The organism is Tangfeifania diversioriginum (assembly GCF_900141875.1).
GTDB lineage: Bacteria > Bacteroidota > Bacteroidia > Bacteroidales > Prolixibacteraceae > Tangfeifania > Tangfeifania diversioriginum.
Genome location: NZ_FQZE01000029.1, coordinates 39,534 through 56,962 on the forward strand (window position 1 = coordinate 39,534; position 17,429 = coordinate 56,962).

Here is a 17,429-nt window from a genome sequence, read left to right on the forward strand (position 1 = left end):
AATGTAAGAAAAACCCCGGAGCCTCTGCCCCGGGGAAAAAAACCAAAAATCAACTAACCTTTAAACCGCCTGGCGGCTTCATCCCAGTTGATGAGTTCCCAGAAAGCATTTACATAATCCGGACGTTTGTTTTGGTATTTCAGGTAGTACGCGTGTTCCCACACGTCGATTCCCAGAATGGGTGTTCCCTGAACATCCGCAACATCCATCAGCGGATTATCCTGATTGGGCGTGGACGAAACCGCCAGCTTATTGTTTTGAAGAACCAACCAGGCCCAACCTGATCCAAACCGCGTTAAAGCAGCCTGAACAAAAGCTTCCCGGAATTTTTCCAATGATCCAAATGATTCGTTAATGGCATCGAGCAATTCGCCCGAGGGTGATTTTGCACCACCCGGTGCAATTACCTGCCAGTATAAATTGTGATTGTAATATCCTCCTCCATTGTTTCTTACTGCAGTAGAATGTGACGAAACATTTTTCAGAATTTCTTCTATGCTTTTTCCTTCCAAATCTGTTCCTTCAACTGCATTGTTTAATTTTGTTGTGTAACCTCCATGATGTTTTGAATGGTGTATTTCCATTGTTCGTGCATCAATATGAGGTTCAAGTGCGTTGTAATCGTATCCTAATTTTGGTAGTTCAAATGCCATATCTTTTTAACTTTTTATTTTTATTAATTAAATACTTTTAAGTCTTTATTTGCAAATATAAGTAACGGTTAACCGCCTTCCAAATATTTTAGGATAAAAACACATTTAAATCCCCTATTGTTCATTGACCATTACAATATTTTGAATTCTGTTACCTTTGCATTTTTCAATTAGTGTTTATGAACCGCGAAATACTTCGTTTAGCCATTCCGAATATTGTGAGCAATATCACAGTGCCGCTGCTGGGTTTAATCGACCTGGCCTTAATGGGGCATTTAAATTCTGAAGTTTATATTGGCGCCATTGCGCTGGGTGGTGTTATTTTCAATTTTATTTACTGGGGTTTTGGATTTTTGCGCATGAGTACCTCGGGGTTTGCGGCACAGGCTTATGGTAAAACCGATACCACTGAAACGACTACTGTGCTGGCCCGAGCGCTGGCTGTTGCGCTGTTTGCTGGTATAATTATTCTTGCACTCCAACTCCCCATTGCATGGGCAGGTTTTGAAGTAATTGGCGGCAGCGATGAAGTAAAAACACTTGCCCGCGAATATTTTCTGATAAGGATTTGGGCAGCCCCGGCAGCACTGAGCCTGTTTGTTTTCAGTGGTTGGTTTCTGGGTATGCAAAATGCCCGCTACCCCATGATAATTGCGATTGCAGCAAATGTCATCAATATTCTACTGAGCGTGCTTTTTGTTTTTGGGCTGAACATGAAATCGGAGGGTGTGGCGCTGGGAACAGCACTTTCGCAATATGCAGGGTTATTATTGGCAGTTGTACTTTTCATGAAAAAATACCGTCAACTGCTTGTCCACGTTCACCCACATCTGATTTTCAACCTGAAACGGTTAACAGAATTCTTCCGGGTAAATACTGATATTTTTATCCGCAGTTTTTGCATCATACTTGTTTTCACATTTTTCACTTCGGAATCGGCCAGCACCAACGACACTATTCTTGCTGTAAATTCACTGCTGATTCAAATGTTACTCTTCTTTTCATTTTTTATCGACGGATTTGCATTTGCAGGTGAAGCCATGGTTGGAAAATATGTAGGCGCCCGGGAAATCGCTCAGTTGAAAAAAGTGGTTAAGCTGCTTTTTTTCTGGGGGACCGGCCTTGCGGCAGCATTCACATTGGTGTATTTTTCAGGAATGAATATTATTTTGAAATTACTGACCTCGCAAAAAGAAGTGATACAAAGCGCACAGCCATTTTTGGTGTGGATTATTTTCATTCCCCTGGCCAGTTTCAGTTCCTACATCTGGGATGGGATATATATTGGAGCAACAGCTTCAAAAGCCATGCGAAACTCACTGCTGATTTCGGCATTTCTGGTGTTTGCACCTATTTATTATCTGCTCCACCCGGTTTGGGAAAATCATGCGCTTTGGCTGGCCATGTTTCTGTTCATGTTCGGCAGAGGACTTTTTCAAACGCTTTTCTTCAAAAAAGCCATTTTAAAGGCGCAGTGAATTATTCTGTTTCCCCGGAGGATGAATCACAACTTTCGTCAGTTCGTTTTTTCAAGAATATAATTTTCAGCAAGATCCCCGGTAATTCGATTGCCTTCCAAATCGAGTTGAAACAGTTTGTTTTCGCCAACCTGGTATTGCGATGCCCTGTTTTCAAGGCCTTCAAGGGTTATAATCCGGCCGTCATCACCCCAGCTGAAATTGCCTGACTCTTTGTAAACAGCATCACTTTTCCCGAGGTATTTTACAGCAATCTCATATTCTTCGTTTTCTTTCAAAGTAATAACGGTTTCCATTCCTTCACAATCGGCGCATGGAACAACTCCTTTGTAGGTTCCATGATAATCGATTGCGATTTGCGATGTGTGCATATCGGGTAGTGCCGCAAGAGTTTCAGTGCCATCTTTTGAAATTTCTGTTTCTTTTGTCGAATTACGACACCCAACAAAAACCAGAAAACCCAAACAAAAGATGAATAAAAAAACAGTGTCTTTCATTTCTCCCGGAATAAAATAAAAAAGTATCCATTGCCATTTATTGGCAATGGATACTTATAAATTATAACTCATCCGGCACGATAACATGCCGGAAATTTAATGCTCTCTTTCTGATTATACAGCAACTGCGCTTCCGATAAGGAAGGTAGCAGCCAGCGCAATAATCGCATACAGCTCGGGGAATACGGCAAGTATAAGTGTTTTACCAGCTACTTCATGTCCGGCACCAACTGCGGCAATACCGTTGGCACAAACCTGTCCCTGACGAATTGACGACAGCAATCCAACCAAACCAAGTGCAAGGCCGGCACCAAAAACAGATGCAGCAACTCCCCAGCCAATATCGCTTTGCAACAGGCCGAAACTGTCGAGCAGGAAGTACCCGGCAAAACCATACAGCCCCTGGCTGCCCGGGAGCGCCGTGAGCATGATGTAATTACCAAATGCTTCTCCGTTCTTTTTCATTGCCCCCACCGACGCATTTCCTGCGATAGTAGTACCAAAAGCACTGCCAACCCCTGACAGGCCGACCATTAATCCAATTCCAATGTAAGCTAAAACAATAGGTTCCATTCTCGATTTATTTTAAACGTTATTACTTATTATTATTCTGATATTTTTGATGCCGGTTCTGCAAAAGGTTTGTAAGGTTTTCCGCCTCCCGTAAACCCGGCATTCTTATAAAATTCAACAAAAGTTAAGCGGATAGGGTGCACAAATGCGCCCAGCCCCGACATAAATATGGTGATGCCATGCCCGATTACAAGAATTATAATCATGACCAGCGGGCCAAAAATCACGTTATCCGGTTTCATGCTCATGGCCATGTTGTTGAAAACCATTCCTAAAATAGCACTCGATACTCCCAGCGCAAACAGCCTGATGTAGGAAAGAATATCGCCCAGCAGGCTGGTGGCCATGTTGTAAACATCCCACAAACCGGCACCAATGTTCATTAATATATTTCGTTTGGGATTGTTAAGCACCAGAATGAAAACTCCGGCAACTCCCAAAACCACATATTGTGCAACACTGGCAGTCTGTTCATCTAATGTTCCCACGGTTTTTAACCCGATAACCGCGCCCAGGCCAATAATCAATATCAGCCAGCCAATGGTTGAAAGCGAATACATAAATCCTTTCACCCGGGAAATATTAATCACCTTGAGCACCATACCAAACAAGATCTGGATGACTCCCAGAATGATAGCCAGATTGAATAGTTCATCGGTATCAACCATGTACTCTTTAATATTTTCGAGCCAGGGAATTTGGGAATTGATGAGATCGATTCCGAAGAATGTTCCGGTGAGAATACCGAAAATAACCGTTGCCAACCCCAGCAACTGGGCCAGTTTCATAACCGAACGCAGATTGGGCATTTTTCGTTTCATATACTCTGCCAGGCCAATAATAACCAGTCCGTAACCGGCATCGCCAAGCGAGAATCCGAAAAACATCATATAGAACGGTGCAAAAAACGGCACCAGGTCGAGTTCCTTATGATTGGGCAGTTCGTAAAGTTTACCGATGATTTCATAGAGCTTTGCAAAACGGTTGTTTTTCAACAAAATAGGCACCTTTTCTTCATCATCGGAAGGTTGATCGGCTGTATAAAGTATTTTATTTTCTTCGAGGTAATTATCCAGCTCTTCTTTTTTTGTTTCGGGCACCCAGCCTTCAAGCATTTTTACTTTGCCCTCCACCTCTTCGGATGTTTGCAGCAACGCATTTTTTTCCGAAAGCTGCTGTTCAATAGCCTGGTAATATTCTTCCAGTAAAGGAATGCAGAAATAAGCAATCCGATGGAGTTCGTGACGCAGTTCGTCAGCTTCGGTTTTCAGTTTTTTTATTTCAGCATCCAGCTGGCTAATGGAGTGGTTGGGCAAAATCAGCTCATCGGCACCCGAAATTTCTTCGAACCCATTCTCCTCATTTTCCTTGTCAGTTTTTTCGAGTTTTACGAAGTACCGGTAACCCTCCCAGTCTTTAATCACTTTAATATAAAAATCCTCTTCCCATTCAGGCTCAAATTTTCGGATGGGGCATGACATGAAACGAATTTCAACGCCCTGTTTCTGCAGTTTCTCAATCATCTTCCAGTCGAAATCGCCCCACGGAACCAACTGTTTGCGTTCCTTTTCGAGCTGTTGCATCTGGTGATGATTGTGTTCGCCCTCCTTCTCAATTTCTTTCAACCGATTAAAAACCGCTTCGCCCGTTTTTAATTCAGGTTTCTTTTCGGTTGCTTCAGGCTCAATCATCTCCAGCTTTTGAATGGCTTTTGAAACCTCGGTGAGATGCCTGAAAAGATCCTGCATTTCGGGAGTTGGTTCTTTAATTTTATCGTTGATATGAACCACTCCTATTTTCCGGATATCCTTCAGGAAATCCTGATAACCGGAGTGAAACACCAGGAACGAGTATTTATACATGGGTACAATCATACTTCAACCTCCTCCTGTCTTTGTTTTTCCTGTCGGTCTTTAACAATTTTCTGCGCTGCTTTCGACAAGTTTTCCTGGTCTTCGAGGAAACGCTTGATTTTACGAATGGCATCCTGGAATCCCGGAATCTGAACCTTTTCGTACAGGTTCACTTTCTGTGTAGTTTTTTTGCGGGCAAAATCGAGCAGTTCCATTTTACGTAGAAAAACTTCCCGCTGAATAGCTATTTCAGCCACTTTTTTGATGATGGCCACTCCGTCGGGAAACCAAACTGGCTGGTTAAACAAGTTTTCGTTGTTTATTTCAAATTGAATTTCGCCCAGCACCGGCGTAAAAACACCTGCAATTTTTTTCGAACTGAGCTCCACATCGCTGATGCTTAACAGGCTTTGATCGAACTCGCCCCACAAACGGGCCATATTTTCAAACGATTGAATCTGCTTGTTGTACTCTTCTTCAAGCGATGCAGCTTTATCTTTTGCTTTTTTCACTTCCACACGCAATGCCGACTCCTTGTTCTTCAGGGTTGGCAAAGCCCGTTCGCGAACCTTCAACTGCTTGTCGAGTGCCTGTAATGCTGTTTTGTTATATTGAAATTTTATGGCCACGTATTTTGTTCTTTATCTTATTTTTTTGATCATGAGTTATTAGTCATCGGTCGCTGGTCATCAAACTTCCAGCTACTTTCTCCTCAATCTTTCCAGTATTTCTCAACCAGATTCTCTTTAATAGCCACCTCAGCTTTCTTGAAGTGTTTTGCAAACAATTCCCATCCAATGTCGAGCATTTTGTCTGTTCCTACGTTTACATCAATAGCCAGCAGACGATTGGAATACTCTTTTGCAAAATCCAGGGTACGCTCGTCGTAATCGGTCAGGTCGAAACCATTTTCCAGCTTGGTGCGTGCATTTGCAGCATCGGCATATAAGCGGATAGCGGAGTTCATCACCTGCGGGTGATCATCGCGGGTTTGTTTACCAATTACCAACTGTTTCAGGCGCGAAAGCGAACGGAACGGGTCCACAATTACTTTTCCAATTTCGGAATCGCGGCGCAGGAAGAGCTGCCCTTCAGTAATGTAACCTGTGTTATCAGGAATCGCATGCGTAATGTCTCCACCCGACAATGTGGTTACCGCAACAATGGTAATTGAGCCGCCTTCGGGAAACTGAACAGCTTTCTCGTAAATTCTTGCCAGGTCGGAATAGAGCGAACCGGGCATGCTGTCTTTCGACGGAATCTGGTCCATGCGATTCGACACGATACTCAGTGCATCGGCAAAAAGTGTCATGTCGGTTAGCAGTACCAGCACACTCTCGTTTTTGTCCACCGCAAAATACTCGGCAGCAGTCAGCGCCATATCCGGAACCAGTAACCGCTCTACCGGTGGATTTTCTGTGGTATTCACAAAACTAACAATACGGTCGAGCGCCCCGGCATTATCGAAAACATTTTTAAAATAAAGGTAATCGTCGTTGGTCAATCCCATTCCCCCGAGGATAATTTTATCGGCTTTGGCACGCAGGGCCACCATGGCCATCACCTGGTTGTAGGGCTGATCGGGGTCGGCAAAAAACGGAATTTTCTGCCCCGACACCAGCGTATTATTCAGGTCGATACCTGCTATACCTGTAGCAATAAGATTGGAAGGTTGTTCGCGCCGAACCGGGTTTACCGACGGGCTACCGATATCCCGCACTTCACCCTGAACTTCGGGGCCGCCATCGATGGGATCGCCAAATGCGTTAAAGAAACGCCCGGCCAGTTCGTCGCTGACTTTCAGCTGTGGCGGCCTTCCCAGGAAACTCACTTCGGCGTTGGTAGGAATGCCTTCTGTTCCCTCAAAAATCTGGAGCGTAATTTCGTCTCCTGTAATTTTTACTACCTGGGCCAGTTTGCCGTTAACACTGGCTATCTCGTCGTAACCTACGCCATCGGCCTTAAGGGTAACGGTAGCCTTGGTAATATTTGTTAATTTGGTATATACTTTCTGAAATGCCTGGCTTTCCATTATATTTCTTTTTCAGTGTTATATTCTTTTCAATATTAATTTGCCTGTTTTTTCAACAATTCTTCCAGCTCTTTTTCATGCTGCCTGAATTTATCCGATTCATACTCGGAGTAGTTCATCTGTTTGAACTCGTTAATTACCTCCTTGAAAAAGCCACCTACTTCTTCAAAATGGTTAAACGAATACTCCCTGCTGATCACTTCCAGTACTTTAGTCAACATGTATTTCTGCCGTTTCATGGGCGTGGAGGAATCGATTTTATCGAAAGCATCCTGCTGCAGAATAACAAAATCGATTAACTCCGATTTCCAAAATGTTTCGTGAAAGCTGATGGGCACACCGTCATCACCCAGGATATTGATTTGCTCCATGCTTTCTTTTCCACGCAACAAGGCATCTTTGGCTTTATTCACCTGGCTGAGCCATTCTTCGCTGACATTTTCTTCCAGATTTTTTTGTACTTCCGGGTATTCGAGGTATTTCGAATAACTATCGATTGGGTCGATTGCCGGATAGCGTTTACTGTCGGCGCGGGCCTGGCTCAATCCGTAAAAACAGCGGGCAGCTTTTCGGGTACTTTCGGTTACCGGTTCTTTCAGGTTACCACCTGCCGGCGATACCGTTCCAATGAAAGTGATGGAGCCTGTTTTGTCGTTATTCAGGTAAACAAACCCTGCACGCGAATAGAAGTTGGAAATCACAGCCGACAAGTCCATCGGGAATGCATCCGGTCCGGGAAGTTCTTCGAGGCGATTCGACATTTCGCGCAGCGCCTGTGCCCAGCGTGAAGTGGAGTCGGCCATCAGCAACACTTTCAACCCCATAGCCCGATAATATTCACCAATCGTCATGGCGGTATAAACCGAGGCTTCGCGGGCTGCCACCGGCATGTTGGATGTATTGGCAATAATAATGGTACGTTCAATCAGTTTTTTACCGGTACGCGGGTCTTCCAGTTCGGGAAACTCGGTAAAAATTTCCACTACCTCGTTGGCACGCTCGCCGCAAGCTGCAATAATTACAATATCAGCTTCGGCCTGTTTTGAAATGGCATGTTGTAACACGGTTTTTCCGGTACCAAACGGGCCGGGAATAAAGCCGGTTCCTCCTTCAGTAATCGGGTTGAGCGTGTCCATACAACGCACACCGGTTTCGAGTAGTTTAAACGGGCGCGGTTTTTCCCTGAAAGCGCTCATGGCCACTTTTACCGGCCATTTTTGCACCATCGTCAGTTCGGTTTCGGTTCCGTCGGCATCAGTTACCACTGCAATTTTGTGGTCAACTGTGTATTCACCTTCGCCCACAATTTCTTTTATTTTATATGTTCCTTTCATTTTAAAAGGAACCATAATTTTATGCGGCTGGTCATTTTCGTTCACCTCGCCCAGCCAGTCGCCGGCCTGCACTTCGTCTCCTTTTTGGGCAATGGGTTTAAATCCCCATTTCTTTTCCCTGTCGAGCGGGTCGGTGTATTCGCCGCGTTTCAGGAAAACACCTTCCATTTTATCGAGGTCGTTTTGGAGGCCGTCGTAATTACGGGAAAGAATTCCCGGGCCGAGTGTCACCTCGAGCATGTGCCCCTGGAACTCAACGGTGGATCCGGGTTTCAGGCCGCGGGTACTTTCAAACACCTGCACATAGGCGTGTTTTCCCACCACTTTAATCACCTCTGCCATCAGATGCTCTTGGTCGAGCGCAATGAAACAAATTTCATTCTGGGCAACGGGACCGTTAACTTCTACCATAACCAGGTTGGACACAATTCCAACCACTGTACCAGTTGTTTTATTTTCTTTTTCCATAAGTTATTGCGAATTCTTCAGGAAATTCAAAATTGGATTGTAATTCTTCAAGTAATTGATTAAATATCTGTTGTCCTTTTTCTTTATCGAGTTCGAACCAGCGTTCAACAATAAAAATTTTCTGCACAAAGGCCAGTACTTTTTCAGTCGTAAAATAGTTGAAAAAGGTTATTTCATCGAGAAACTTCCACAGGTGATTGTCGATTTTCAATTCCCGGTCGAGAATATTTTCGGTCTCAAAAATCTGAATAAGGTTTTCAATATCGTCGATCTCGGTTGAAAGGCCAAAATCGCGCGACCTGCTTTTTTTCAGCGCGTGGGTCACCTCATCGTCGCCAATAATGGCTTCCTCGAATGGGATATCGTGTTTGCGACCGTTTAACGCCATCATAATGTTGGACATGTTTTGTTTATAGTCGGCAAACTTCCTGAGAAAATCATTTCCGGATGCCCTAAGCCATTTAAACCATCCCTCGGTGAGAAACCGGATAGCCTGGGCTTTGGGGAAGTCTTCCTCGTCGTTGTGGAATGTTTCAATAAATTCAACAAAATAGGGCGGAAAGTCCGATGTGTCCAGCAACTCGTACTGCTTTTTATCGGCCATTTGTTCGAGCAATTCGCGCGAATAATTTCCCCGGTCGTCCCATTCAAATTCTGTTTCAAAGAGCAGGTTGAGCAAATTTTCGTGGTCCCGGGGCAGGTAAAACAACTTCACAAGCCTGAAATCATCAGGATGAAGTTCCTCCTGCAAGTAATCGCGCAATTCGGCTGATGAGTAATGGAGTTTTTTATCATCAGGAATAACGTCGGGTAATCCGGCTACTAGACAATAATAGTTTCGTTGAATCATTTTTCCTCCTCAAAAAGAAGTTGACTGGTTTTCGGCCTCAGGTAACTTTTCAGAAAATTGATAAAATCTTCATCGGTGAAGCTGATGACATAGCTCCCGTCGGATGGTCCGATTTTGAAACCCGATTTCAGGTTTTTGGCAAATGACACTTCCAACCCTTTATTGAGCTCATCGGCCAAATTGTTTTTAAAGAATTTTTCGAGATCTTCCCGTTCCGATTCGGGCAGGATAACATTCAAATCGAAATCTTCTTTATCCATCCATCCTTTCACCACATCCGAAATCAGTTTTTTAAGATAATCGCTATTACTGAATAACTCTTTTACCGAAGGTTGAATTACCTGCATGGTAATAAGCGAAGTGATTTCCTGTTTCATCGCCGAAACCGCCTGGTTCAGCGTCATTTTAATTTCTGAATCCACCTGCTTTTTAAGCTCTTCCGATTTACCATTGGCATCTTCCACAATTTTGTCGGCTTTTTTCTGCGCATCTTTTTCAATCTGCTCAGCCTTTTCATTGGCTTCTTTCAGAATGGCATCCGCTTCCTCTCTTGCTTTTTCAACGCCTTCGTTGTAAATGGTTTCAGTTAATTGTTGAATTTTCGAATCCATATATTCCTGATATTTAAAAATTTCGTTTTCTGATGTCCGATTTTCGCATTTATTTTGAAAGCCGGAGTCGTAAATGTACTAACAAGATTTTAATAAGGATGAAGGAAAATCAGCAATTTTTGGGGTTTTATGTCGCAGAATATGTTTTTGAAAAAGATTGATATTTATCAAACAAACGTTTAATGAAAAACAATGCCAGAATAAATAATGGTTAATTATTTATGGGAATCAGTTGGTTAAACAGATTATTAGATAGGCGATTAAACAATAAATCCTCGAATCCCCGGCAAACAAAAGAGTTTTACATCTTTTAACATTAGGTTAACGTTATAATAAATAATTTCTATTTCGTGATTAATTCGCAAAAAATTATTCCTCCCTCAACTCATTCACCAATCTTTTTTTACGTAGGGAGAACCAGCTCAGCGCGGCAATCCAGATAATTCCGTTAATAAGAATAAGTGCCACAACCAGCGCCACGGTACTCAGCGACGCATCGGAGTTGGCCGAAAGGAAAGCCGGTAGTGTTGCGGCCACTGCGGTTACAAAACCAATTAAAACGCCTGCTACCAAAAGGAGCAAATATTCGTTCACCAGCAAGCGGAACAGTTGCCGTGTATGAAAACCAATGGCCTGCATGAGTCCGATTTCGCGGCGGCGCTCCAAAATAGTACGCGCCAGAATAACTGCCAGCCCCACTGTTCCGAGAATCATCCCCAACGCTCCCAACGCCAGAAAAATGCTCAGGTACGTGTTGGTTACCGAATAAAACTCAACCAACCTTTTGGCAGTTGATTCCATCCGCCAGCCATAATCGCGAAAAACCGATTGCAGCTCCTCCGCAATTTGCTCCTGATTTTCGGGTTCACCATCAATCAGGAAAATATGGGAACCGCTGTTGCTGGGGTAGTTTTCGAGAAAATGTTTATTGGAAATGATAACATACCCCTGAAACACCGAAGGCGTTGTTCCGGCAATTAGTTTAAGGCGCAGGGTATCGCCCTTTTCATTTTGATACAGCAGCTCGTCGCCCACTTTTTTGCCCAGCCCCCACTGAATAACAGTCTGGTCGGCAATGGCCGGGATGGAACCATCATCCAGTTGTTGGTTCAGGGCTTTCCACGGATCGTCTGTATCGAATCCCTTCATGTGAGTGGCAAATGAAAAACGCCCGCTTAAATTTTCGGGATTGACTCCCAGAATGGCAGGCTGTGAAATCCGGTTCAGGTTGAGGCAACTGGCATCGTCGCCTTCCACCTGGCGGAATTGCACAGCATTAAAATCTTCGTAAATGCCTTCCTCTGCCCTTCTTTCCTCATCATTTAAATCGTAAAGCACCGGCATTGTAGTTTCTGCAAAATAGAGAAAACCGCCTGTCCCGCTCGATTGATCCTGCGCATTGGCAAACAAATCGAGTTTATACGAGCCCGTGGAAACCACCAGAAATGTTCCCAGTGCAAACAAAATAACGATTGTAAGCGACCGGCCGGTGTTCCGGGTCAGGTTTAAACGGGCTACGTTTTGCAAACTGAGTGTGTGGGTTTTCCGGGCTTCCAAACGGAAAAGTATTTTTCGGAAAACCAGCAGCAGGCCAACAAGCAGCAAACCGCCCGATAAAAAGAACAGAATAGTATTTAAGTTTCCGGATTGGAATAACTGCCAAAGAAAAATAATCACCGGAATAATCAGCGAAATGTACATTGTTATATCGAGAATCAGTCTTGTACTCTTTTTAAGCTGCTGTCCGGTGCGTTTCTGCAATTCGGCAGTTTGGCGGTTTTGATATCGTCTGAGTGAGATAAAAATGGCACCGAGCGAAACGACAATGCTAATTACCAATCCCAGAACAAGTGTGGCAGGATAAATTTTTATGAGCAGCACATTGGTTCTTACAATTTCGAACCAAAGGGTGTTGAGGATCCGGAAAACGCCGGAAGTATAAAAAACCGACAATGCCAACCCGATAATGGCACCCACAAAAGCAATTACAATACCTTCGAGCAGAAAGAAACTGCGCACCTTTTTTTGCTGAAAACCAAGCGCACCAAGCAACCCTACTTCTGAGGAACGCGTCTCCAGGTTCAGGCGAAATAGCAAAGCCGTAAGAATAACAGATGCCGCGAGGATGAAAAAACTCAGCCCCAGAAAAAGGCCGCTGAAATCGGTTCCGTTCCGGGCAGCCTGCAAGCCCTGTTCACGAATGGGCTCAATGGCCATCCCCAAATCGCCCGGACGAATATTTTCGGAAAAGGCACTCATGTAATTCGCCTCATCAAAAGCATCAGCCGGAAAGCGCACTGCGGTGTAAACGCCAAACCGGTTTTCCCACATTTCCAGGGCTTTGTTCAGCGAAACATAAGCTTTGGGCGTTCCTTTCCATTCATCCCAGTAATCTTCGTCTTTATCGCGGATGGCATCCAAATCAATGGGCACGCCGGCTTCCCACTCGCGGCAATGACCGGCATCTGAAAGTCCCGGAATAAATGGCATCCGGGTAGAATCGGCCCACTGCCTCGTCATTGGAACAATTTCTTTTAAAACAAACTCGGCCTCCCTGTCAATTAATTTGCGCAACGGTCCAATTTCAAGGTATTTCAACCGGATGGTGTCCCCGGGATTTGCATCCAAATCGTTGGCAGCCCATTGGGTAAGAATGATTTCGTTGTCAGTCAGCTGACTGCCTTCCAGCGAGGAAACAAATGAATATGGCGTTTCGCTGCCGGTGCGGGTTCGCTCAATGCCGTTTACGAAATAGGAAATCAATGGCTTCGCTTTGGGCAGCTGTTCAAGGGTTTGCGCCACTTTGGGTTCCATGAAAACCCGATCGGTGGATATTTCCACTTCGCCGGTTTTTTCAATCTTCTTTAACACAAGGCTTGCATCCACAGGTGTCAGGGACAGGTCAACTGCTTCAGTAACTTCTTCATTACTTAATTCAGTTGAAACCAAGATATGATTTGCCTTGCTGCTGAAGTCCATTAAATCGTTCAGTTGTTCTAAGGAAAGAAACAAATTATACGGAGCCGACTGCGAATTTTTCAGGCTGAAACGCCCCAGTTCATCGCGGGTCAGCACTTTTTTGATGGTTGCCCGCAATGAAACGCTGGTTTGTTCATCGGAAACGAACGGCGCGTTCAAGGGCACCAAACTTGCTTTTTTAATGCGGACCAGAATATTGTCACCGGCCTCCACCTGTAATCTTTCAGACAGGTTGCGGCTAATCACTATTTCATTTCCTTCCAGGTTATTGTAAAGTGTGTCGCTGGCTATTCTACTGAAATTATTGTCCACCCCAATTACTTGCACGCGGTTCACCCGCTGCTGACCACCGTCGGCAATAGCCACTCCTTCGAGCAGTAAAACAGGAGCGGCCTCTATTCCGGGATTTTCATTCTGCATCTCAACAGCCATTTCCTGCCTGAAGTAGCGTTCTTTCACCGCAACAAGGTGAGTGGTTTCTCCCAGCCGGAAAAAGGTTGACTGCTCAAGACTGTATCGTACCGAGTCTCCAATAATCAGCGACCCGGCGAGCACCATTGTACTGATTGCAACGCCCAGCGCTACCAGCATATTGGCTTTCAGGTAATGAAAAAACGATTTGAATATATAGTTTAATCTCGTCATACAACATTTTCGTTTGATGCTGTCAGATAGGGAACACTGAAAAGTCATCCAAAATCATCGTGCAAATCTTAATTGTCCTATTCATACCCAACCTTAAACTTTGAACTTTAAACTAACTTCCCGTTTTTCAATGTATATTTTTTATCCATCTGGTCGGCCAAATCAGCGGCGTGAGTTACGGTTATCAGCGTTATGCCTTCTTCGTCGCTTAATTTTATGAGCAATTCGGTAAGTGCTTTGGCGTTTTCTTCGTCGAGAGCGCCCGTGGGTTCATCGGCCAGCAGGAGTTCGGGTTTGTTGACCATGGCTCGCACCACCGCGGTGCGCTGGCATTCTCCACCCGACATTTGCGAAGGTTTTTGATTTCGCTGTTCCCAAATTCCCACTTTTTTTATGAGATGTTCCGCCCACTCTTTTTGCTCGCCGGAAACCGAGTTACTTTGTGGCAACAAAGGCAAAAGTACATTCTCCAATAAAGTCAATTGGGGCAAAAGATGATGCAACTGAAATATGAATCCCAGGTTTTTGTTGCGAAAACCGGCCAGTTCCGATTTGGAATAACTGGTCAGGTCTTTTTCGTTGAAAAAAACTTTTCCCTCCTCAGGAGAATCGAGGGCGCCAATTAAATTGAGCAAGGTGGTTTTTCCAGAACCACTCGGTCCCACGATGGCAATTTTATCGCCTTTTTCAACACCAAAGTTTAACGTTTTCAGCACCTGCCGGTAGCTGTGTTTTCCCGGCTCGCCGTAACCTTTGGTTATGTTTTGCAATTGTAATAACATAGTTTTCAGTCACCCTGAGCTTAGCAGAAGGGTGTTATTTTTTAAGATTTTCGTATAAAGTTATAATTTCTTTCGCATGGGTATGAATGTTGAACTTTTCTTTTGTTCCCTGGTACCCGGCCCGGCTGAGTTTCTCCAGCTTTTCAGGATCATTTAAGAGTTCGGCCCAGCTTTCGCTCAGTTTTTCGGGTGAGTTGGGCGAATAAACAGTGCCCCCTCCCGCTGTTTCAATTATCTCAGGGAAAGCGCCCAACGCGGGCTGAACAACCGGAACTCCTGATGCCATCGATTCCAGAAGGTACATGCCAAATGCTTCACCATTTCTTACCGGAACCGAAACCAGTGAAACCTTTTCGAAAAAGCTGTGAATCGATTCCTCTTCGAATTCATCTACAATTTTAAAATCATCCGAAAATCCGTTTTCCTTTATTTTCCGCTTTTGTTCTTTTATATATTTGGTGTCGTCGCCGGTAGAACCGCCGGTGGCAATCAGTTTCACATCTTCGAACCCCGGCTTCTTTTTGAGCTCAATAAATGCATCCACAACAATATCGAAGCCGTTCTCATGGCACAAGCGCGAAATGTACCCCACATTTCTGCTTTTTTCTTTTGTCGAAATGAATTTGTAATCTTCGTAATCCACTCCCAAATAAAATGTTTTCACCTTTTCGGCTGGCAGATCCATTTTCTTTTTCATGACTTCAGCAAAGAAATTACTCACAGCCACAAAAGCATCCACATCCTCGGCACGGGTGTGCATCAGTTTCCATATTTTATCCTGAACCGATGGGTCCATGACATCTACCCACACATCTTCGTCCTGCAACGAACAAAGGACCGGGACGCCTACTTTCTCTTTCAGGCGTTTGGCAAGGCCCAGCAGCAACGCATTGGAAAGATGAATGATATCGGGTTTGCAATGTTCAGCAATCCAGTTCACCATATTTTCCAGTTCTTCTTTTTGCTGCCCCTGTTCGCCCAGCAACATCGATATGGTCATGTCTTCCAAACCTTTGGCACGTGTAGATCCGGCCATCGAAGCAGCCAGTTTCATCATTGGCTTCGAGTTCAGCATGCGATCGAACCATTTAGGTGCTTTCCGGAAAATGGGATACACCTGTTTGAGGTAGGTACTTATGGCTCCATAAAAAATTGGAATGCCGGAAATATCGTGCTCGTCGGCAAACAATGGGAGGTACATAGGGATTTTCACCACCTGGTGTCCCTCTTGGCGGAGTGCTTCCACATATTTACTGTCGCGCAGGCAATTGCCGCAGTAAAAACTCCCGCCCGAGCCGGGTATAATTTGAATGATGTTCATAATAAACACAGCCCCCACCAGCTCCCCCAAGGGGGAGAGAAAGAGCGATTAAATTATTAATAGTACTAAATATCTCATCTTCCTGTTATTTTTCTCCCCTTGGGGAGATGCCGAAGGCAGAGGGGCTCTTATTCCCCAAAACAATACACAAATCCATCGGACGCTGCCACATAGATTCGGCCACCGGCCACTGCCGGATTACTGATTATCTGACTGCCGATTTCGTATGTCCAAACAACCTGCCCGTCAGAAAGTTTTACCAAAGCCAGGTCGCCACGCATATTGGCTACAATTACTTTGTTTCCGGCAACAACCGGCGATGCTTCCACGCGGTTACCGGTGTTGTATTCCCAAATTTTTTCGCCCGTATTTTTATCGAAGCAATACAGAAATTTATTGTGATTGGCTGTGAACAGGCGATTGCCTGAAATTGCCGGGGAAGCGATAAATGGCAAATTGGTTTCGCTGTGTTCCCACTCCCAGGTCGTTTTTTCATTTTTAATGTCCACCTCAAAAAACCGCCCGTCGTAATCGCCCAGGTACGCCCTGTCTTTTTCTACTGCCGGTGAACCCGGTACGTAAGTGGCCACATCAATTTTCTTGTCTGCCTCACCGGTAACAATGTCCACCTGATGCAAATAGCCGTCGCAGCCGCCAAAAAAAGCTTTCCCGTTGAAACAACCGGCCGCACCGTTAATAAAGTTATCCGACTCGTATTTCCATTGCACTTCGCCGGTTTCAGCATCAACACAATGGAGGTAATAATCGTAACTTCCCACAAAGATGTAGGTTTTGTCACCGTCTTCCCACCAGTTGGCCGAACCGATTATCTGATTATCGGTTTCATATTCCCACTTTTTATCGCCCGTTTTTAAATCGAGTGCAAACAAGGTTCCGTCGAGGTTGCCAATGTAAACCGTATTGTTGTGAATAAGCGCCGGAGCTTCAATGGTATTGGGCGTTTCAAATTTCCAGATCAGCTTTCCTTCCAAATCAATGCAGTAAACCACGCCGTCGGTTGAGCCAACAACAATTTTCCCCTGGTCAACTACCGGCGACGATTTAATATTGTCTCCCGTTTGAAAAGTCCAAATCAAATCCGGCTGATCAGGGATTTCAGTTTTTGAAATGCCGTTTAATTGCTGCCCTCCCCTGAAAATGGGCCAGGAGTCAGTAGGTTGGGCTGATAAACCGACTGCAAAAAACAGAATGCAAATTGTATTTATAATAATCTTCATATTACTCTTTTTTAACTACATAGGGTTTGCTGAAAAACTAACGATTTATTTTTAATAGGCATTGTTCAACTCCGTTATTAGCAGGTTGAAAATTCACTAATAATTCCATTGTCTG

General features: G+C 44.4%; 14 protein-coding genes. 1 reads left to right on the top strand and 13 read right to left on the bottom strand.

The annotated features are described in order from the left end of the window. Positions 1-53: 53 nt before the first annotated feature. Positions 54-653 carry a superoxide dismutase gene (locus BUC07_RS16385; RefSeq protein WP_073172050.1) on the bottom strand — a complete coding sequence of 200 codons (600 nt, stop codon included), beginning with the start codon at positions 651-653 and terminating at the stop codon, positions 54-56. Between the two features lie 179 nt (positions 654-832). Between BUC07_RS16385 and BUC07_RS16390 the strand changes: the two genes are divergently transcribed. Continuing rightward, positions 833-2,131 carry an MATE family efflux transporter gene (locus BUC07_RS16390; protein ID WP_073172054.1) on the top strand — a complete coding sequence of 433 codons (1,299 nt, stop codon included), beginning with the start codon at positions 833-835 and terminating at the stop codon, positions 2,129-2,131. Between the two features lie 38 nt (positions 2,132-2,169). Here the strand turns inward: BUC07_RS16390 and BUC07_RS16395 are convergent, their stop codons facing one another. From BUC07_RS16395 to BUC07_RS16450, 12 genes are all read right to left on the bottom strand, one after another. Further along, complete coding sequence (locus BUC07_RS16395) at positions 2,170-2,628, bottom strand: copper resistance protein NlpE (RefSeq protein ID WP_073172057.1); 459 nt, start codon at positions 2,626-2,628, stop codon at positions 2,170-2,172. 114 nt (positions 2,629-2,742) lie between these two features. Further along, positions 2,743-3,201: a V-type ATP synthase subunit K gene (locus tag BUC07_RS16400; RefSeq protein ID WP_073172060.1), complete on the bottom strand. Its 459-nt coding sequence runs from the start codon at positions 3,199-3,201 to the stop codon at positions 2,743-2,745. Between the two features lie 32 nt (positions 3,202-3,233). Further along, complete coding sequence (locus tag BUC07_RS16405) at positions 3,234-5,063, bottom strand: V-type ATP synthase subunit I (protein WP_245792724.1); 1,830 nt, start codon at positions 5,061-5,063, stop codon at positions 3,234-3,236. Positions 5,064-5,071: 8 nt separating this feature from the next. Next, entirely contained in the window at positions 5,072-5,683 is a 612-nt protein-coding gene (locus BUC07_RS16410) for a V-type ATP synthase subunit D (protein WP_073172066.1), read from the bottom strand. Between the two features lie 83 nt (positions 5,684-5,766). Continuing rightward, positions 5,767-7,086, bottom strand: a complete 1,320-nt coding sequence (locus BUC07_RS16415) for a V-type ATP synthase subunit B (RefSeq protein ID WP_073172070.1) — start codon at positions 7,084-7,086, stop codon at positions 5,767-5,769. Between the two features lie 35 nt (positions 7,087-7,121). Beyond that, entirely contained in the window at positions 7,122-8,888 is a 1,767-nt protein-coding gene (locus BUC07_RS16420; RefSeq protein WP_073172073.1) for a V-type ATP synthase subunit A, read from the bottom strand. Beyond that, a complete protein-coding gene (locus BUC07_RS16425) occupies positions 8,872-9,738 on the bottom strand; it encodes a DUF2764 family protein (protein WP_245792725.1) in 867 nt (288 codons plus the stop codon). The genes BUC07_RS16420 and BUC07_RS16425 overlap by 17 nt, the downstream gene beginning before the upstream one ends. After that, positions 9,735-10,349 (bottom strand): V-type ATP synthase subunit E, encoded by a 615-nt coding sequence (locus BUC07_RS16430; protein ID WP_073172076.1) that lies wholly within the window; start codon positions 10,347-10,349, stop codon positions 9,735-9,737. Before BUC07_RS16430 ends, BUC07_RS16425 begins: the two co-directional genes overlap by 4 nt. A 369-nt stretch (positions 10,350-10,718) precedes the next feature. Continuing rightward, complete coding sequence (locus tag BUC07_RS16435; RefSeq protein ID WP_175552552.1) at positions 10,719-13,973, bottom strand: ABC transporter permease; 3,255 nt, start codon at positions 13,971-13,973, stop codon at positions 10,719-10,721. A gap of 107 nt (positions 13,974-14,080) precedes the next feature. Then, complete coding sequence (locus BUC07_RS16440) at positions 14,081-14,755, bottom strand: ABC transporter ATP-binding protein (RefSeq protein ID WP_073172083.1); 675 nt, start codon at positions 14,753-14,755, stop codon at positions 14,081-14,083. Positions 14,756-14,789: 34 nt separating this feature from the next. Continuing rightward, the gene (locus tag BUC07_RS16445; RefSeq protein WP_139279620.1) at positions 14,790-16,076 is read right to left on the bottom strand and encodes a glycosyltransferase family 4 protein; all 1,287 of its coding nucleotides are present in this window, start codon (positions 16,074-16,076) and stop codon (positions 14,790-14,792) included. A 128-nt stretch (positions 16,077-16,204) separates the two neighbouring features. Continuing rightward, positions 16,205-17,314: an outer membrane protein assembly factor BamB family protein gene (locus BUC07_RS16450; protein ID WP_073172089.1), complete on the bottom strand. Its 1,110-nt coding sequence runs from the start codon at positions 17,312-17,314 to the stop codon at positions 16,205-16,207. Positions 17,315-17,429: the final 115 nt, after the last annotated feature.